Here is a 19,812-nt window from a genome sequence, read left to right on the forward strand (position 1 = left end):
GAAAAATGGCTGAAGATCTCCAATGCATCGCAAAAAATAATGTCCGGCGGTTTATTGCATTCCGACTGCTGTTTAATGCTCGATTTTATTATCCGGTTTTTGCAGTGATCTTTCTCGATTTCGGTCTGACACTGGATCAGTTTGCGATATTGAATGCCATCTGGGCGGTGACGATTATTCTGGCGGAGGTTCCGTCGGGTGCACTTTCGGATCTGATCGGTCGGAAAAAGCTGCTGATACTGACTTCCGCCCTGATGGTGGCCGAGATGACGGTGTGGGCTTTTGCGCCGAAAGATCATTCAGTCCTGCTGTTCTGGGTGCTGGCACTGAACCGTATTATCAGCGGTTTGGGGGAGGCCGCCGCCAGTGGATCGGACGAAGCCCTGGTTTATGACAGTCTCGAAGAGGCGGGGATGGAGAATCAATGGTCGCATGTACTGGAGTCCGTAATCCGGTGGCGGTCGGCAGCGTTCATGTTTGCGATGATACTCGGCGGGCTGGTTTATGATCCAGTGATCCTTTCCGGGGTGACCGGACTGGAAATCAGTAAAGCACTGACGATGCGGCTTCCGTTGTATCTTACCTTGTTTACTTCTATTCTCTGCCTGATCAATTCCCTGGGATTCTGCGAGTCGAAACGGCCGCATGAAACATCTTCAATATCGGTTGGCGAAGCCTTCCGTCAGACGCTGGCGGCCGGAAAATGGATTATGCGGACACCGTTTGCTCTGGTGGTTATTCTGGCCGGTGCTTTTCTGGACAGTCTCATTCGAATGTTCATTACGCTGAATTCGGAATATTACCGATTGATTCATTATCCTGAATTTGCGCTGGGTCTGATCGGGGCCGGTATGGCACTGCTTAATTTTGTGATTGCACCGATGGCACGAAAGCTGGTGGACCGCCAGTCGCCGGGAAGGGTATTCAGTGCGGCCAGTGCATTCGGGTTGGCCGGTTTTCTGGGGGTGTCCTTTTTTATTCCATATGCCGGCCTTTTGTTCAGTGTATTGCTGTTGAGCGGATTTTCGATTGCGACCTTCGCAATGTCGGTTTATCTCAACCGGTTAGCGGATCATTCCATTCGGGCGACGGTACTCAGTTTTAAAGGCATGGCATTGAATCTGGGGTATGGTTTTATCGGCGTCGTTTATGCCCGGTTGCTGAACTATCTCGAATCAGCAAAGTCGCTGGAACCGGGGTCTGATGAGCTGTTTAAGGCCGGCACACAGTATTTTTCGCCCTATTTCCTGATCGGCAGTCTGGCGGTGGTGCTCTTTGTCCGGTTCCGGTATCCGAAAATCAGTGCATTCCGGAGACCGGCAGACTAGGGGACTGAAGGAGATGCGGTTTGACCGGTGAAACATTCTAAATCTGAAATTTGATCATCTTATCGGGGTTTTAATTGGGTGTATGATTGGTATAACTGCACTCGTTAACAGGAGTTTGAATAATGAAAATCAGTTATTTCTGTCCGATCTGGGGCAGTGATGAAATGCCGTTTGAGCAGTTTTGTGACAAGGTGCTGGAAGCCGGATTTGACGGCATTGAGCTTTCATATGATATGGGGGACGAAAAACAGCGCGAGCAGCGGGTTGAAGCCATGAAAAGCCGTGGGATTCCGCATGTCGGACAGCATTGGCAGACGATCAATCCCGATGTGGATGAGCATATTGAGGAGTATAAAAAACAGCTGGAATGGATCATCGGGACCGAGCCGCTTTATATCAATTCACAGACCGGGCGCGACTGGTTCAGCTTTGAAGACAACCGGCGGATCCTCGCAGCGGCCAAAGCTCTCAGTGCATCTTCCGGTGTTAAAATCATCCATGAAACGCATCGCGGTAAATTTTCCTATGCCGCCGCCGTTACCCGCCGTTTTCTGGAGGCCGATCCGGAGTTGCGGATCAATTTCGATGCGTCGCACTGGTGCTGTGTTTCAGAATCACTGCTGGAGGATCAGCAGGACAGTGTTGAACTGGCGATCAGCCGTGCGGATCATATTCACGCCCGTATCGGATTTCAGGAAGGACCGCAGGTATCCGATCCGCGTGCCCCGGAATTTTCCGATGCGCTGCATGCACATCTTGTGTGGTGGGATCAGATTGTGGAACGTAAAAAAGCCGCCAACGAGGATCTCATCATCTGTTCGGAATTCGGTCCGTGGCCCTATATTCCGTCGGTGCCGTACACGCTGCAGCCGCTGTGTGATCAATGGGAAACCAATGTTCATATGATGAATCTGCTGCGGGAACGCTACGACTGAAGCGTTCAATACCGCAATGGAATTTCCGGAGGATGCACGGCTCCCGGAGCGGCATCCTCTGAATTGGAAAAGAAAAACCGCCGCCGGGGCCGTTTTGATTACGACCATCGGTGCGGCGGTGATCGGACTCCTGGTTTTTTGTTCCGTATATTATTGAACGAACGGCTGCTTCAGTTCCACATCGATGAAACGAAACATACCGGTAGGAATATGCACGTTTACGGTTCCGGAATCAGAGCACTCGAACGTTTCGCCACTGAGCAGATCGGTCATTGTTAAGACATCCACTCCCTGGAATTTTACGACGGCGGTTTTGGCCGAAGGGTTGATGTAGCCGCTGTCGAGAAGGGTGAGACGAATATGATTCGGCGCAGACTGCGCGGTCACCCAGGAAACACCGCCCCGGACAGTGACCGGAAGATTGCGGGCGGCTTCCTGAATATCAGCTTCGATGGTTTTATAATATTCATCGGCTTTGAAGACCTGGGTCCCGTCGGCAGAATAATAATTGCGGCCGTCAGTAATGTATTCTTTCAGAATGTTTTTATACATCGGGTGCATGTGATCCGTCAGTTTGCCGCGCGGTGCATTGGAATCGGCGAATACACCGGACTGGGGCGGGGTGATCATAACCACGCCGTTTTCAAAGGGCGGAAGAAAGTTGAGGCGGCGATCGCGGACACCGGCGGCGTAGCGGGAATAATCCCATTCCACAACGGGCGCGCCCGGCCATGAACCGTTCAGACGCTGGAAAACCATCGGGTTGGCCTCTTCGTCGGCCTGATCGAAAAAAGTCATCCATTTGACATTGTTTCCGTAATTGATGAAGCGTTCATCGGGATCCTTCATGCTGAGGTGCACCGGGTTCAGGCTGATGAGTTCATCGCGCTGCGGTACGTAGAGCGCTCCTTTGGCAATCAGTTCCCAGAGTATCGACATATAGTCCTGATCGACCGCGAAGTTGTTGATGTAGGTTGCGCCGCAGGAAATGTTGTAGATCATCTGCCGCAGGAAATGGTTCGGCAGCATCTGGTGGGAATGCTGGCGTGTGCGGTCGAAGCTGGTATTGTCACGTGCGCAACGTGCGCCCCACTGGTCGACGGATCCGGCCGACCAGATTCCGAGACGGGAGGCCACACTCTGCTCCATGGTTTTATCAGTGGTTTCTTCAAGCGCCGGAATAAAGACATCGGCATATTCACCGGAGATGAGTCCCGCCCAGAAAGGCAGGTAGACAATACCGTTCCAGAAGGCGTGTTTGGTGCGCACAAATATTTTTGCTGCACCGGTTTTTTGCGCATAAGCCGCCATGGGGTAGAAATGATTTTCCATAACCCAGGCAAAGGCGGCATCGTGCTGTTCAAGTTCCGGATAAATCGTGACGACTTTTTTTTCGTGTTTTTCTGCGTAGTCGAAAACATTTTTCTGCGTTTGCAGACTGGTCTGAAAGGGATCATTTCCGTGTCCGCCCCAATAGGCAATGCCGGGGACGCCGTCGAAACAGTCGATCAGCTCTTTGGTCATTTCCTTTTCGCTGAAGACATATTTTTTCCGCCGGTCCCGTTTTTTCTGATAGTCCGGATGGAAGCCGGAGCGGTCCACATTTTCAACACGCGGGAGATGTTTTCCGCCGAGAAAAACCGGACTTGAATATCCCGCTTTTTCAATGATTTCAATATACGGGCCGCCGCTGCCCTTGCGGCTTTCTGTCATGAACGTGACCACAGGACGGTCTGTTTCCCAGTCCGGTTTTTTGAAAGATTTCAGCTGTTGGCGTGCCTGTGCGGTTTTTTCAATCATTTCGCGGATATTCCCGGGCGGCATCAGGTTTTCGTACGCGGTTTTCCAGTCGCTGGAATCGAGGTTGATGATATGGACGCAGCTTCCTCCGCTCTGAGCACTGGCGAGTATGATCAGATTTTTATCCGACGGTTTCCACATATCGTTATAGGCAAAGCGGTTTACAAGCACTTCCGTTTTTTCCGGATCAGCCTTGAGGTCGGTCGGCAGCAGAAGAACACGCGAGCCGAAGAGAACAAACAGTTTGTTTTCCTTTCCGTCTTTGATCTGCTCGGGCTGTGCAACGCGGTAACCGAATCCATCGATCTGGCGGCGGAGCCGGGCAATCCGGAAGGTGGTGTTTTCCGCAGTGTCGATGTCGAAGCTGCTGACGTGTGCATCCTGAATCATCGAGGTGGCGCCATAAATAATCTCATCATCACCGTCACCATTGAGATCGGCAATTTTAAGGTCGCCCACTCCGCCGGCCGATTTTTTGATGCGATTGAACGGTTTTTCTTCCAGCGGTTCAAAACAATAGAAATGGCCTCCCGCACTGTTGCTCCAGATGACACCGTGTACGATGAGCACTTCGGAACCGTCTTTGCGTTTCATCGGGCGGATAAAGTTGGTGACGTGTTTGAAATCCTCCGGTCGGGATTTGTAGGATTTACCCCAGGGTTTTTCTTTTGAATAAACCCTGGAATCAATGGTTTTAATCAGTTCGCCCTCTGCCGTGAGATAGTAGAGGTTCATATCATATCCGCCACAGACGACATACGGAGTGTTGTCTTTGTGGATGACTGTAACGGCATTCATCGGTGCATCGGAAGGTTTGAACGACCACATTAATTGACCATTGGAATCCAGACAGTAGATTGAGCCGTCGGCATTGGCCGTGAGGATTTCATCGGACCGGTCGCCGGTGATGTCGGCACACCAGACATCGCGGTTCATAAAACCGGAGAGTTTGTTTTTCCATCCAATGGTCCCTTTCGGAGAGATGGCCAGAACGGTGCCGTCGTAATCGCTGGCGACAATATAGGTTGTTCCGTTTTTCTGTGCCGTCCGAACTTTTGAAACGGTATGACCGGTTTCAATGCTGGTGATTGCCGAGGCAAGCGCGGCACCCGTTGTAATCACCAGTACTGCTGTTAAAACGCATTTCTTGCTGATCATCAGATAATCCCCGTTGTTTGCGCAAGAGACGCAATATAACAGAGGCTTTGGACGCAATGGGTATACGCTTCTGCGTTTAGTTTATATGCAATTTTGCCACAAGAAAGGCGCAACTCATTGTTGCGCCTTTCTTGTGAAAATTGGCTTGGTTATTTACATCATGAATCTGCGGCGGACAAACAGGAGACCGATTCCGACAGCTGAAACCATTCCCATTGTGGCCGGTTCCGGAACGGCTATGACTTCAAAGGAGGTTATAACGCGATCCGTGAGACCATGGACCGATTCGGCACGCGATGAGCTGAATCCGCCATACAGGCTGGTTGCAGTAAAGAGATCTTCGGATGTTGTGATTCCGGTATCGGATATGCTTCCGATAACGCTGTCGGTGGTCTCATTATAAAGAGAGACCGTGTAGGACCAGTCATTTGAACTGGCCCCCGCAACCAGGTTGAGGGAAAACGTAATGGAATCACTGGTCGTGTCGCCGATGTCATCCAGACCAAACAGGGTGTCGGAAAATGTCGCGCTGCCCAAGTCGACGTCGAGGTCACTCTTAATCCCGAGTTTGTAGTTGTCGGTACCCAATCGGTTCAGATAAGCACGTATTGCGCTACTGCCATTTAGAGTATCGTTGATGATTAGGCTGAACGCATCATTGTTGCCAGTCGGGGCATTTTCAGTCCACGAAATGGTCTGAGATACCGTGAAATCGTTATTGCCTGAATCGGCCCTCAGGTTTTCGCGGAATATCCCGTATTTCCATTGATCCGTTCCCGTGGCTAATATGACTGATCCGCCATCGGTTGGGTCGACTGTATTTCCGTTGGCATTCCAGGTGCTGCCACCGGCGGCTCCCTGCTCGTCCAATGCGCCGGCTGTATAGCCGGCTTCGTCAAAGCTCACTAGAGTTGCCTGTGCGTTGAAGACCGCGGCAATCACCGTGAGTCCAAGTATCCGGTTTTTCATATTATGCTCCTTTTTTGCTTTCTGCATCATTACATGTAGCTTGAATACGAGTCATGCTGATGAAAACCGGATGATTGCGAAATATACATAACGGCCAATGATATATGAAATATTGTCAGCACCTCTTTTTGAGGGGATTATGGTTGGGTGATTTGAAGCCGGAAAAAGAGATTTTCTTTTGCTGAGCCGTCGAGAGTTTTTTCGGCAAGATCATAGGCGGGATTGGTGGTGGCTGAACTCGAATAGGAAGACCAGTTGGAGAGCCAAGGTCCGGAAACAAGGTTGGTGGTCCATTCCTGAATGTAGCTGACCCCGGGGTTGGTATGGACGAGCTGAGGATGTGCAAAGCCCATGGTGTTGTCGGGATAAAAATTTATCCAGGGTTTCGGCGGGGTGGAGCCGGGATCGTTCGGATCGCCGCCGAGGGCATATTCCATCTGATCAGACACGCCGTCGCTGTCGGTATCCGACCACGAATTTCCGGGCAAACCGTTGGTGCTGGAAAATTCGCCCCAGCCGTTATCGGGGAAAAAAGGTTCGTTCAGTTCAATGTCGATGAAACGCCAGAGGCCCAGTGGTACATCGATGGTGGCGGAGTTATCGGAAACGGGAAAAGCGGTTCCGTCCATGATGTCACTTACCGCAACAGGGGAAACCGTGTTGAACGTAACCGTTGCCTGTCGGTCTTTGGGGTTGAGGTAACCGCTGTCCACCAGCGTAAGGCGCAGGTGGGTGGGGGCGGTTTGGGCGACAACCCAGGCGACGTTTCCGGACACGGTTACAGGTAGTTTTGCGGCACTGTTCGTGATGGCATTGGCGACAGTGATGTAGAAGGTATCTGCTGCGTAGGTTGCGGCTCCGTCGCTGGAAATATAGTGCCGTCCGTTGCTGATGAATTCCTGCATGATGTTTTTATACATGGGGTGCAGGTGATCGGTCATTTTTCCGCGTGCGGCGTTGGTGTTTGCAAACATGCCGTCCTGTACCGGCGTTACCAGTACGATTCCGTTCGGATAGGGCGGAATAAAGTTCTGGCGCCGGTCTATTACGCCGGCGGCATAGCGTGAGAAATCCCATTCCGTGTTCGGTGCGGCGGGCCAGGTTCCGTTCATACGACTGAAAACAAACGGATTATTCTCTTCAAAGGATTGATCGTAGAAAGTGGTCCATTTGTTATTTTCACCGTCTTCAAGGTAGTGTTCATCGGGGTCATGCATGCTCAGATGTACCGGAGAGAAGCTGACAATCTCTTCCCGTTTCGGAATGTAAAGAGCGCCTTTGGCGATGAGTTCCCAGGCGAGGCTCAGGTAGTCGGCATCCACGTACGTAATGTTGAGCATGGTTGCTCCGCCGGCCAGGTTGTAAACCATATTCCGCAGGAAGTGGTTCGGCAGGCGCTGATAGGAGTGCTGGCGCTGGCGGTCGAAGCTCGGGTTGTCGCGGGAGCAGCGCATGCCCCAGGTATCGAGTGCGCCGCTGGCCCACAGTCCCATACGTCCGGCAACACTCAGCTCACAGGTTTTGTCCGAGGTCTCTTCCAGTAGTGAGGTGAAGGCTTCGGCAAATTCGCCGTTGCGCATACGTTCCCAGGCGGGAAGATATACAGCACCCTGCCAGAAGATGTTTTTATTGCGGATAAAGATATGGGCGTTGTTGGTCCGGGCATATTCCGCAAGCGGATAGAAACGGTCTTCCATCACCATTTCAAACGCGTCGGACGAACCATTCATTTCCGGCCAGATCAGGCAGGTTTTTTCGCCGTTCTGCAGATCAATGATGCCTTTAAGGGTGTCCAGACTGTAATAATAGGGATCGTTGCCATGACCGCCCCACATGGCGATTCCTTCGCCGCCGTCATCTTCAGTCGCCACCTGACCGAGAATCCAGGATTCGGTTTTGGTATAACTCCGGCGGCCGTCGCGTTTATCGCGATATTCCGGATTTGAGGCCAGCACGGTATCGCGGTCCCAGTCGTCGGGATCCTGCGCATAGCTGTCCCAGTAATAGTTCATAAACACCGGTGTGTCGGAATAGCTCATGATATCCTGAGCCACCGGGTGGGACGGGTTTGCGGCCGTCAGAACGACCTCCACCGGGTCACGTTCCCATGCCGGTTTGGTAAAGGTTTCCAGCAACGTTTTTATCTGATCCGTGTTGGCAATGATGGAGGCGATTTTTCCGGGGGGTTCGAGTGCTTCAAAATCGGAATGCCAATCGGGATGCTGGGGGTCGATAATATGAATGCAGCTCCCGCCACTTTGCGCCGAGGCAAGCAGGATTTTGCCGGAAGAAGAATCCTGCCAGAGATCATTGAAGGCATAGGAGCACTGATAGTTTACGGCCGAGCTGACCAGATTGCTGTCGCCACTCGGAGCTGCATCCAGCAGTGTCGCTCCGCACAGAACAAAAATTTTATTTTCGTTTCCGTCCGGATAGTAGACCGCCTGGGTCACCCGGTAACCGGTATCCTGCTTATTGCCTGTAAGAATCCAGCTCCGTTCTTCGAGAGTTGCCGGATTAAAATGAACAATCTGGTCATCGTTCAGTCCTGACGATCCCATCAGCACTTCGAAATTTCCATCACCGTCCTCATCGACAATCTGCATATCGCCCAGCACTTTCGGCCCACCGATATCGTGGGTGAGGTAGGGGAGATCGGCCAGCGGTTCAAAGAAGTAAAGTTCGCCATTTACCTGCATGGCATTACAGGAACCGTGCACCACCAGTTTTTCACTGCCGTCGTTTTGGGGCAGTGGACGGAGAAAAGTGGCGTTATGCAGATTATCGGGCGGCGCGTTGTCGCCCCAGGGGTTGGAAATGGAATAGGTTTCGGAATAGATCGATTTAACCGGTGTGCCGGCGGCATCGAGATAGCGGATATATTTATCGTAAGCACCGCAGACCACATAAGGGGTTCCATTGGAATGGACCGTGCATACCGTGTACATCGGGGGAAGGTGCCCGCTGTTGTTCGGGGTATAGTTCCAGAGGTTGGAACCGGTCGCGCTGTTTACGCAATAAACAAGACCGTCGGCACTGGCCGCCAGAATTTCATCGGATCCGTCACCGGTGAGATCATCGCACCAGAGATCGTGATTCATGTAACCCGAGAGATGGTTGGTCCAGAGCGCCGTACCGTCCCAGGTCATACCGATCAGGGCTCCTTCATAAGTGCTTCCGATAATCAGCGTGTTGGTGCCGTCCGTTGCCGTGCGGACTTTCTGAATGGTCCATCCGGTGTCGATACTGGTCAGTGGTTGCGGGGTATCAGGATTATTTCCGGCGGAGAGCACTGCCTGGTCTACGATTCCGCCGCTGCCGTCTTCGGTGGCCAGCCGGATTCCGATGTAATCATATTCACTGATATCATCAAGGCCACTACCGAAGCCTGACAGCGGGAGGTCGCTGGAAAAGGTCTGCATCAGAGCGGCTGTCCCTGTAAAAGTTCCATGAGACTGGTTGACTTCGGAGGTGCTGTAATTGCCGGTAAGAAAATCGGTATGGCCGGCGGTTCCGTTAAGTGTGCCGATTTTCCTGGAGGCGTAATTGAGCCCGACAAAAAATTTTCCGCTTTCCGGGGTGTCTGTTTTTTTCCAGCCGATGATCTGATAGGTCAGGTTAAGCTGGGTTCCCGAAGCACCGGCAGGCGGCATCCAGTTGACCGAAAACTGAATGACATTTCCTGTGGCCGATCCGACGGAAATCACCTGGGTGAGTCCACCCTCTGAGCGGGTTGTAGTATTTGAAGCATTCCCGTTGCTGAGGTCCCAGCTGCCTTTATGGTCCCAGCCGGCATCCAGTTCTTCAAATGCGGTCTCATTGTTTCCGGTATTTGCTTCGGTGCCGTTGACAAAAGATCCGTCGATCATAAAATTGCCATGCGCGGTTTCAATCATTACGGCAAGCAGCAGGCCGGCGAAAATCCGGATGCCGGATATCGCCTGACGGTTTACGGCGCGCCGGGTGCACAATGGTTCTTTCCCCCTTTTAATACTGTTCATCCTGACTCCTCTGATATCCAAAGCATGATATTTATAACCTGCCTAAAATAACGAAGGTTCAAAGGGTGGAACTATAGGTAATAACGCATTGTTTATGCGTATAAACGCCAATTCCGGAAGGGCGAAAAAAAGACGGATATTTCCGGTTCAGACGGATTTTTCGGCGTATGGCAAAATTTCGCATCTTTATTACAACATCGTATATAGCTCAGGTTCTGAAAAACCGTTTCTCTCTCGCTGTTGAATGAGCCGCTGTGGGCGGCGCGCTTCTTCCGCAGGATGATCAGAAGCGAAATGGATAACCTCCAGAGGAGATAAAACAGGATGAAGATGAATAAACAATATGTTGCTTTAGGTCTGGGCCTGATGCAGGCGGTAGCGTTGCAGGCTGCCACGGTTGATTTTACCGCGGTCGAGGGGTATGTGACCGGGTTGCTGAATGATAACAGCAACTGGAGTGCGGACCAGTGGACGGTTGATGCCGCTTCCGGAACCTGCACGGAAGACGGTTATAAAAGTGCAATATATGTAACGGAATCCGCGGCATTTTCCGAAGGCCTGGGCTATAAAGTATCCGCTGTCTTTACTTTTGAGGATCTTTTTGATCCGTCGAGTAAGCAAAGAAAGCCGTTATTTAATACCGGGTTTTCGGCGACCAACGATGTGTTCAGTCTGAGCGATCAGCTGGTGCTGTCATTTGATCGTGAAAATATGAATTATTCAATCGACCTGCAGTCTGACTGGGGCTCTAACGGTGGCGATAATGTAGTAGGAACCGGCGGAAGTGCCAGTGATACGTTTTCTGCTTCTGACGTCGGCATCACACGGGGAGTTGATGAAGGGAGTTCGAATCTGGTGAGTGACCGGATTCAGCTGACCTTCATGTTGACTGCCGGCGAAACCACGAATGACTGGATTGGTACGGCTGTGGTAACCAATCTTGATACCGGTGCTGAAATCGGGAGTTTCACGGCGACCGGGCTGAGTTTTGATGCCTCCGAGCTGTATGGTTCATTCGGAACAGGACAGTCGGATAGTAATGCCGGTGTCAGCAATCGTACGGTATATTCTTTCTCCTTTGATACCTTTACTGCTCCGGAGCCGGTAGAGCCGCCTCCGACCATTGTTCAGTGGGGTGTTTCCGGCGGAGACTCGGATATTGTGACCAACGACACCTCCAATGCTGGTCCTTATCCGACCACCTACGCGGCAGGAGCCGTTCACAGCCCGACCAATGAGGCCTACTATACCAACAGCACAGACCGTACTCCGGATTACAATCTTGCGGTATCTGAACCGTGGGGGACCGTTACGGTGAAAAACGGTGGTGACTATGTTCAGCTGGGTAAAAATGCAGCCTTCTTTGAAGGCATGATTGTCTGGGAAAACTTTCTGACCAATAATACGCTGGTAAAAACGCTGGCTGCTGAGGTTCAGGGCTCCGGTGGTGGATTCATTGTGGAAAGTAATTCGACTTTCCGGTTTATTATCCAGAAGGGAACCGGTGAATGGTATGCCAGTACTCCGACGTTGCTGAATACCGAATACACCTCAGGAGCGGATGTGGATGCCGCATCGCTGGACTGGTATGCATTTACTCCGGTTACTGCCGGGTCGGCCACCGTCGGCACAACGGTGGAAGATATCGATATGACCGATGTTAAGGCTGTCGGTATTTACGGTCTTATGGGCGGCCTTACCAATACGGCGTTCCAGGCGTTCAATGTACGTTACTTCAAAGCAACGGCTGTACCGGGCCCGACTTCAACGACGTTGCTGCAGTGGGGTGCTCCGGGTGGTGAACAGGATATTGTTACAGCAACCGTGAATTTCAGCGAACCTTCTCCGATAACGTATGTTGAAGGGGAAACCAACAGTCCGGCGGTTGGTCCTGACTATTACCCGAACAGCACGGATCGCTCGCCGCTGTTTAATTATGCCTGCGGAGCGGCTTATGGTAACGCAAGCATCTGGGAGGATGTCGCTGGTGATGCGATCTATTTCGGTAAAAATCAGCCGGAGTATGAGGCTATGGTGACCTGGGGTGAGTTCCTGGAAGAGCCGACGCTTGTCAAAAATCTGGAAATCGAGATCGGCTATCTGAACAGTGCGACAAATGGAACAGTACGTTTTCTGGTGAAGAGTGCATCAAGCGGTAACTGGTATGCCAGTGAAGCCATGGAAGTGACGGGAAGCTATGCTACGCTCAACCGTTCGCTGGAGAGTCTGTCCTGGTTCAGCTTCACTCCGCTTAACGGAGGTGTCGGTGCGGTAGGGTCGGTGGCATCGATCGATAACACCGATATCGCTTCTGTCGGTTTTTATGCCGTTCTTCAGGGTAACGGCGGGTTCCAGGCGGTACAGGTTCGATCCTTTAAAGCTGTCGGAGTGACCGGTTCGTTGCCGACGGCCTATGATACCTGGGCTGCTGCTGCAGGAGTAACCGGCGGTGCGACTGATGATGACGACGGTGACGGACTCAATAACTACGGGGAATATGTATTCGGCGGGAATCCCGTATTACCATCCGGTGCGGCGGATCAGGGAACCCAGCCGGTATTTGATACGGAAACCGGTATTTACACAGTATCGCTTATTGGTGACAGTTCGGTTGAGGCCTATGTTCTGACCTCCACGGATCTGGTGATCGGCAATTGGACCACCAATGAAACCATCACAGTCACGGTGGATGATGGAGTGCTCGGGGAATACACCAGCACCGTCGGAACCGATCAGGATAAGAAGTTTATTAAACTCGAAGTAAAATAAGCATCCGCTGTTCTGGTAGAAAGGGCGTCCTTCAGGGCGCCTTTTTTATGGCGGAATGACGAATGTCTTTTACGGTAAACAGTATAGTGTTAGAGTTCTCAAAGCCGTATATTAAAGGGTATGAATGGAACTGATAAGGGTATGACTGTGGAGATCGAACAGGGCTCTTCCGCCGGTCTGTGTCCGGTTTATGATCCGGAATGCGGAGAGGGAAAATATATTCTGACTCCACCGCCTCCGGTGCGGCCGGTCATTAACGGTCCATCTGTTGTCGGTATCCGACCGGGCTCACCGATGCTGTACAAAATTCCGGTCACCGGAATCCGGCCCATGAGCATTTCTGTTCGGAATTTGCCGGAGGGGTTGAGTCTGAATGCCGAATCGGGTTGTATCAGCGGAACCATTGTGAGTCCGGAATCTGCCGACTATGTTCTTCATCTGGTTGCCGAAAATGAAGCGGGTCGTGCTGAAAAAATGTTTACGGTTAAAGTCGGAAAGGAAATCTGCCTGACTCCGCCGCTGGGCTGGAATTCCTGGAACTGCTGGCGGACGGAGGTTACACAACAGCATGTGCTGGATTCCGCCCGGGCGATGGTGGATAGGGGGCTTATTGAATATGGCTGGAGTTACATCAATATCGATGATGCCTGGCAGGGCCGGCGCGGGGGAAAATATAACGCTATTCAGCCCGATCCGGACCGGTTTCCGGATATGGGGAAACTGTGTAATGATATTCATGGACTGGGGCTCAAGGTCGGTATTTATTCCTCCCCCTGGATTACGACGTATGCCGGGCACATCGGGTGTTCCAGTGACAGTTCCGCCGGCGACTGGACGTGTAATTTCGGTCAGAACGATATTGCCGCAAGAAAATCCTGTTTCCGCGTGGGCAAATACCGGTTTGAAGAAGAAGATGCCCGTCAGTGGGCGGAATGGGGGATTGACTATCTGAAATATGATTGGAATCCCAACGACCGCGTCAGCACACGGCGTATGGCGGAGGCTTTGAGAAGGTGTGGCCGCGATATTGTGTATTCGCTTTCAAATTCAGCCCCGATTGAAAATGCAGATCTGTTCGAAGAAGAAGTGAACTGCTGGCGAACTGCCGGTGATCTGAAAGATGTCTGGGATCAGGAGTGTTTTCACCTGAATCTCTGCGAGCAATGGACCGCTCATCGGAACTGGCTCGAAAACGGGACCCGTGGAGGCCCGGGCCATTTTCCCGATGCCGATATGCTGGTGGTGGGCGATTTGACGACGGCCGATGGATATCAGGGTTGTCCGGTTCCGTCGCGGTTGACGGTTGAAGAGCAGTACACGCATATTTCGCTCTGGTCGCTCTGGTCGTGTCCGCTGCTGATCGGGTGTCCGATTGAGATGATGGATGATTTTACACTGGGTCTGTTGACGAATTCGGAAGTGCTGGCTATCAATCAGGATGAGCGGGCGGTTGCCGGATATTCCATTGATCTCAATGAGGAGATTGAAGTGATTGTGAAAAAGCTGGCTGATGGCGGCAGAGCCATTGGGCTGTTTAATAAGAGCGAAATAAAACAGGTGATTTCCATAGACTGGGAGACCGTGGGGCTGAAGGGGGCGCAACAGCTTCGGGATGTGTGGCGGCAAAAGGATATCGGCACATTCAGAGACCATTTTTCAGCGGTTGTGCGTCCACATGGAGTTGTGCTGATTCGTAGTATGAATTGAATCCTTTATTTTAATGAAACCTGACAGGGTGTATCTGGAGAATATGATGAAAAAAACAATGCTTTTTATGGGGTTGCTCGGCGCAGGGGCTGTATTTGCGGGAGCCGCTAGACAGCCGACGGATCTGTCGCGACCGAATGTGGTTATTATTTATGGCGACGACGTGGGGTTTGCTGACGTGGGGGTGAACGGAGCGAAAATGATTCCGACGCCGAATATTGATAGGTTGGCTTCGGAAGGGATCAATTTCACAGACGGCCACAGTTCGGCTGCCACCTGCACCCCTTCACGCTTTTCCCTTCTGACCGGCATTCATGCATTCCGCTACAATGCGCGGGTGCTTCCGCCTGATGCTCCGCTGCTGATTCCGCTCGATAAACTGACGCTGCCGCAGCTGTTCAAGCGGGCAGGCTATCAGACCGCTGTCATCGGGAAATGGCATCTGGGTATCGGCACGCCCGGAAAAAAGGTGAACTGGAATGGTGACGTAAAACCGGGGCCGATTGAAATCGGGTTTGATTATTCCTTCCTCCTGCCTTCCACCAACGACCGCGTACCCTGTGTTTTCCTGAAAAACCATCGTGTGCTGAATCTCGATCCGTCTGATCCGCTCTATGTCGGGAAAACGCTTGCCGATGTTCAGGTGCCGGGGTCGACTCAGTATCCAGATGGAAAAACCAATCGGGAAGCGATGACCTATTATCAGAGCACCCACGGTCACGACAACAGCGTGATTAACGGTATCGGCCGCATCGGCTATCAGTCCGGCGGTAAAGCTGCGCTCTGGAACGACGAAACCATTTCCGATGTCTTCGTGGGTGAGATGAAGTCGTATATTGCCGATCATAAAGACACACCGTTTTTCCTCTACTTCTGCTCTCAGGATGTTCATGTGCCGCGCGCGCCGAATCCGCGCTTCAAAGGTAAAACCGAACTGGGTTACCGCGGTGATGCCATGGTGCAGTTCGACTGGACCGTCGGCCAGATTCTTGAAACGCTCGAAGAGCATGGCCTGACCGAAAATACCATTGTCATTTTTTCGTCGGACAACGGCCCCGTTTATGATGATGGTTATGACGACGGCACGACGCTGAAAACCTCTATCGGTGAAAACGACCGGGGTCACGATGCCTCCGGAAAGTGGAGCGGCGGAAAATATCAGATCTATGAAGGCGGAACCCGTGTGCCGCTTATCATCAAATGGCCGTCTGTAATCCGTCCCGGCACCTCCGATGCCACGGTCAATCAGATCGATTTCATGGCTTCTTTTGCTGCCCTTCTCGATGTAGAGCTGGCCGAGGATGAGGGGATTGACAGCCGAAACACGCTGGATGCATTCATGGGCAGAGATCCGAACGGGCTCGAGTATATGATTGAAGAGGCAACCGGTCTTGCTCTGCGCAACGGTGACTGGAAATACATCGAACCGCAGAAGGTGAAGTATCCGCAGGGCCTTCCGCCATTTGAAGCTACCCTGTTCAATCTCAAAGACGATCCGGCTGAAACTGAAAATCTCGCGGACCAGTATCCTGAAAAGGTTGAGGAGATGTCCCGTCTGCTCGAAAAAATGAAGCGGAACAACGGCATCCGCTCGATCCTGTAATACAAGACGGAAATTTCCCGGTCATTCCGTCTCTGTTGTCCCGGCTGTCGAAATCGGTTTTGTGGCAAAAAGCCGTATGTTTTAAACGATATCGTCTGTAGTGGTTCCGGGATAAACCATGAATAGTTGAAACTGCACATTAGGTTATGTGCAGTTTCTTTGCGTAATAAGAGAGGGATGACGATGATGAGTTCCATTTATTGGAAGTTTGCTGCGATTATCGGTCTGGTGTTGTGTGCAGGCTATGTTCGGGCAGATCTTGAAAGCAATGCGCGGGCGAAGATGGCGGCACTTTCGAACCTGGTGACGCAGGCGGAGGGGCAGGGGATCGATACGCTGCAGGAGCGGACGACGCTGCGCACGGCCGAGATTTTTCTGTTTTATGCGGATTGGGACGAAGCCAATACGAACCTCAATGCCCGGATTTTTGAACTGGGTGGTAACTTCAGCGACGATCCGGAAACCTGGGCGGCTTATATGCCGGAGTTTGAGCGGCAGGACGTGATCACTATGCTGGACTCGTGTACTTCGAATCTGACACGGCTGATCAGTGGTGAGATTTCGCGTGAGCCTGCTCCGCAGGTCGACTGGGCATCGGTGACGCATGACGGGGATCAGCTGACGTTTAACGGCCGCCCGGTTTTTTTGGCGGATTATACCTGGAAACCGGGGGATGCGTGGCTGACGGAGTATCACGGTGAGCAGGACGGGTTTTATTTTGACCCGAACAAAATTTCGAATGCTTCAGGGGTCATTAATCAGTGGACGATGAATGATCTGACGAATAAGCCCTCCGGCACACTGGGCTTTATTTTTCTGGGGAATAAAGCGGCACCGGACTGGGCGGAAGAGGAATACGGTCCGGGGTTCCAGATGCGGGAAGATACCTATACGGGATATGATATTGATAATCCCGGTGCGCGCGAAATGCTGAGTTTTCTGTTCGATGCCTGTGTGCCGTATATGAGCGGGAAAAATTTTTCCGAACTCGGTTATATGCTTTGCAATGAACCGCATTTTTACACCACCAAGGAAAAGGATTCGATGGATCCGGATGACTGGGGCTGGGCGCGCGGGCCGGTTTCGGAATATACCATGGATAAATTCAGGGTATGGCTGCAGGATCGGCATGCAACAATCGGAGATCTGAATGCGCTGTGGGGTACGGCATTTGCTGATTTTGATGCGGTGGATCTGGATATTCCGATTTATGAAGGACTGCAGGGTACGCCGCAGTGGTATGACTGGGTGCGGTTTAATCAATGGCGTGTAACAGAGTGGTATAAATGGGTCAAAAGTGCAATCCGTGCCAATGATCCGGGGGCGAAGGTGCATCTGAAAATCATGCCGAATCTGTGGAGCGAAAACAGTCGCGGGCACGGCATTGATATGGAGGCGCTGACGGAACTGAGTGAGATTATCGGAAACGATGCGGGGGCGGATCATACCAACTGGTGGGGCAAAGCGCTCTGGTGGGAGGATACCTATGCATTCGACTGGCGGGAAATGTGTATGTCGTACGATTTTTATAAGTCGGTCAGTCCGGATAAAATCACCTTTAATTCCGAGGCCCATTATCTTTCAACCGGCAGTTCGCGGAATCTTTTTCTGGATCCGGCCTATGCACGGGCGACCTGCTGGCTGGCGCATCTGCACGGTCTGAATGCCAGCCAGATCTGGTTCTGGGCGCGGCAGAGTGATGGGTCGCCGAGGAACGGCGTAAATGTCGGTACCGGATGGTGGGGGTCGAACAATTTCCAGCCGCGTGTGGTGAACGAAGTGGCGCTGACCATGCTGGACCTGAATACGTTTTCAGAAGAGGTGATGGCCATGCAGCGCCAGCGTAAACCGATTCGTATTTTTTATTCAGAGACATCGGCCATCAATAAAGCGGAGCACATGGATGATGTTTTTGAGCTTTATAAGGAGCTTTATTTCGAGGGGATTCCGATAGGGTTTGTGACGGAAAATATTCTGAACAATCAGAGCCACAGTCTCTGGGATGTGGTGCTGGTGCATAAGAGCGAATTTGTGACGACCAATGAAGTGGAGGCACTGCAGGCCTATCTGGATGCCGGCGGTACGGTGGTGATGGATTCGGAAAGTCTGCAGAAAGATGAATACGGACGGGCTGTTTCCGGTTTGATTGAGTCTGCCGGCACACTGACCAATGTAACGACGCTGGCGGAGATGAAGCAGCTGGCGTTAAGCGTTGTCGAGTTGCCGGATGTGCAGATTGCAGAGACAAACGGAATCGGGGCAAAAGGCTGTGCGTGGAAATGTGTGACGAATGAGGCGGGGAATGCGGTGGTTTCGGTGGTGAATGCAGGAAAGTCCACGGCGTCGCTGTCGGTCTCTTTAGCGGGAGCATCGGATGTGATCTGCACGAATCTGCTGACCGGAGAAGCGTTCTCTTCTTCCTTTTCTCTGGAACCGTTTGAGATGCGTTTTTTTGAAGTGGTGCCAGTCGATGTTACTCCGCGTCTTTTAACGGTTGTGCAGTGGGGCGAACCCGGAGGGGATGACTCTATTGTGACCAATACTCAGAACTTTGTTCCTTATCCGTCTTTCAGTACCTATACCTATGGCAGTACAGCATCGCCGCTTCCGGGACCGGATTATTATCCGGATAGCAACGGTCGCACTCCGGTGTTTAATCACGCATCGAAGAATACGTATAATGTTAAGCAGGTTACTGATGGCGGCGCGGAGGGCGATTATATTACCACGGCAAAAAATGATCCGGCCTATACCGCAATGGTGGTGTGGGAGAATTATCTCACCAATGCCTATATGCTGGATCGTCTTGAAATTGAAACGCGGGTGAATAATTCAGCCGATACGGCCTCGCAGTTCCGCTGGCTGGTACGGAAAATGAATGGGCAATGGTATGCCAGTGAAGCAGTGGATACGACAGATTCGTTTACACTTTACACGGCGGAAGATCCCGGGAACCTGAACTGGTATGATTTTACACCGCATGTAGGCAGTGTGGCGACGGTCGGGAGCAGTGCTTCAATTACCATGGAGGATATTAATGCCGTCGGCTACTTTGCGACCTTTCAGCAACCTTCCAATAACGTATCTTATCGTGCCAGTGAAACCCGTTATTTCAAAGCCGAGGCTTACAATGCTCTTCCTCAGAACGGGTGGGATGATTTCGTTATAAAATATGATCTGAGCGGTGATCCGGATGCCGATGCTGATGCCAACGGCGTCAGTGATTTTATGGAGTATGCCCTGGGCGGGAATCCAACCAATCCGGCCGATCAGGGCATTACGCCGAATGTTGAATATCAGCTGGATGATACCGTTCATTATTATCATGTGGCCCTGACCAATCCGAATTCCGGCGTGGTGTATGATGTGGAGTGGGCCACCAACCTGGTGGTCGGCGGGTGGACGAACTGCTTTGATTCAATGACGAACCGTCCTTCGGGATATGACGGAATGGGTGAGGTTGAGTATGAGCTGAACGGCTCGGGAAAAGATCAGTTGTTTTTCCGTCTTCAGGTTCAGGAATCCTGATTGTTTATCCTGTT

10 protein-coding genes are annotated in these 19,812 nt (G+C 51.8%); 7 read left to right on the forward strand and 3 right to left on the reverse strand.

Annotated elements, in window-relative coordinates; translation table 11 throughout:
• Window positions 1-5 precede the first annotated feature (5 nt).
• The 3 genes from EGM51_03160 to EGM51_03170 all read left to right on the forward strand — a co-directional run bounded on the left by EGM51_03160 (window position 6) and on the right by EGM51_03170 (window position 2,420).
• Entirely contained in the window at window positions 6-1,328 is a 1,323-nt protein-coding gene (locus EGM51_03160; GenBank protein QBG46442.1) for an MFS transporter, read from the forward strand.
• Between the two features lie 122 nt (window positions 1,329-1,450).
• A complete protein-coding gene (locus tag EGM51_03165; GenBank protein ID QBG46443.1) occupies window positions 1,451-2,263 on the forward strand; it encodes a sugar phosphate isomerase/epimerase in 813 nt (270 codons plus the stop codon).
• Window positions 2,264-2,279: 16 nt separating this feature from the next.
• Window positions 2,280-2,420 carry a hypothetical protein gene (locus tag EGM51_03170; protein QBG46444.1) on the forward strand — a complete coding sequence of 47 codons (141 nt, stop codon included), beginning with the start codon at window positions 2,280-2,282 and terminating at the stop codon, window positions 2,418-2,420.
• On the opposite strand, the gene EGM51_03175 is transcribed toward EGM51_03170, so the two are convergent.
• The 3 genes from EGM51_03175 to EGM51_03185 form a co-directional block, all read right to left on the reverse strand.
• Entirely contained in the window at window positions 2,414-5,221 is a 2,808-nt protein-coding gene (locus tag EGM51_03175; protein QBG46445.1) for a hypothetical protein, read from the reverse strand. The two genes, EGM51_03170 and EGM51_03175, sit on opposite strands and share 7 nt — an antisense overlap.
• A gap of 153 nt (window positions 5,222-5,374) precedes the next feature.
• On the reverse strand, window positions 5,375-6,220 hold the full coding sequence (locus EGM51_03180; GenBank protein ID QBG46446.1) for a PEP-CTERM sorting domain-containing protein: 846 nt from the start codon (window positions 6,218-6,220) through the stop codon (window positions 5,375-5,377).
• 107 nt (window positions 6,221-6,327) lie between these two features.
• Window positions 6,328-10,191 (reverse strand): hypothetical protein, encoded by a 3,864-nt coding sequence (locus EGM51_03185; protein ID QBG46447.1) that lies wholly within the window; start codon window positions 10,189-10,191, stop codon window positions 6,328-6,330.
• 330 nt (window positions 10,192-10,521) lie between these two features.
• Between EGM51_03185 and EGM51_03190 the strand changes: the two genes are divergently transcribed.
• From EGM51_03190 to EGM51_03205, 4 genes are all read left to right on the forward strand, one after another.
• Window positions 10,522-12,960, forward strand: a complete 2,439-nt coding sequence (locus EGM51_03190; GenBank protein QBG46448.1) for a hypothetical protein — start codon at window positions 10,522-10,524, stop codon at window positions 12,958-12,960.
• Window positions 12,961-13,080: 120 nt separating this feature from the next.
• A complete protein-coding gene (locus tag EGM51_03195) occupies window positions 13,081-14,667 on the forward strand; it encodes an alpha-galactosidase (protein ID QBG46449.1) in 1,587 nt (528 codons plus the stop codon).
• Window positions 14,668-14,734: 67 nt separating this feature from the next.
• Window positions 14,735-16,270, forward strand: a complete 1,536-nt coding sequence (locus EGM51_03200; GenBank protein QBG49231.1) for an arylsulfatase — start codon at window positions 14,735-14,737, stop codon at window positions 16,268-16,270.
• Window positions 16,271-16,447: 177 nt separating this feature from the next.
• Window positions 16,448-19,798: a hypothetical protein gene (locus EGM51_03205; GenBank protein QBG46450.1), complete on the forward strand. Its 3,351-nt coding sequence runs from the start codon at window positions 16,448-16,450 to the stop codon at window positions 19,796-19,798.
• Window positions 19,799-19,812 lie beyond the last annotated feature (14 nt).

This window comes from Verrucomicrobia bacterium S94 (assembly GCA_004299845.1).
GTDB lineage: Bacteria > Verrucomicrobiota > Kiritimatiellia > Kiritimatiellales > Pontiellaceae > Pontiella.

Coding starts and splice junctions, on each gene's coding strand:
- EGM51_03160 (QBG46442.1), top strand. CDS start 6: ATGGCTGAAGATCTCCAATGCATCGCAAAAAATAATGTCCGGCGGTTT.
- EGM51_03165 (QBG46443.1), top strand. CDS start 1,451: ATGAAAATCAGTTATTTCTGTCCGATCTGGGGCAGTGATGAAATGCCG.
- EGM51_03170 (QBG46444.1), top strand. CDS start 2,280: ATGGAATTTCCGGAGGATGCACGGCTCCCGGAGCGGCATCCTCTGAAT.
- EGM51_03175 (QBG46445.1), bottom strand. CDS start 5,221: ATGATCAGCAAGAAATGCGTTTTAACAGCAGTACTGGTGATTACAACG.
- EGM51_03180 (QBG46446.1), bottom strand. CDS start 6,220: ATGATGCAGAAAGCAAAAAAGGAGCATAATATGAAAAACCGGATACTT.
- EGM51_03185 (QBG46447.1), bottom strand. CDS start 10,191: ATGAACAGTATTAAAAGGGGGAAAGAACCATTGTGCACCCGGCGCGCC.
- EGM51_03190 (QBG46448.1), top strand. CDS start 10,522: ATGAATAAACAATATGTTGCTTTAGGTCTGGGCCTGATGCAGGCGGTA.
- EGM51_03195 (QBG46449.1), top strand. CDS start 13,081: ATGAATGGAACTGATAAGGGTATGACTGTGGAGATCGAACAGGGCTCT.
- EGM51_03200 (QBG49231.1), top strand. CDS start 14,735: ATGGGGTTGCTCGGCGCAGGGGCTGTATTTGCGGGAGCCGCTAGACAG.
- EGM51_03205 (QBG46450.1), top strand. CDS start 16,448: ATGACGATGATGAGTTCCATTTATTGGAAGTTTGCTGCGATTATCGGT.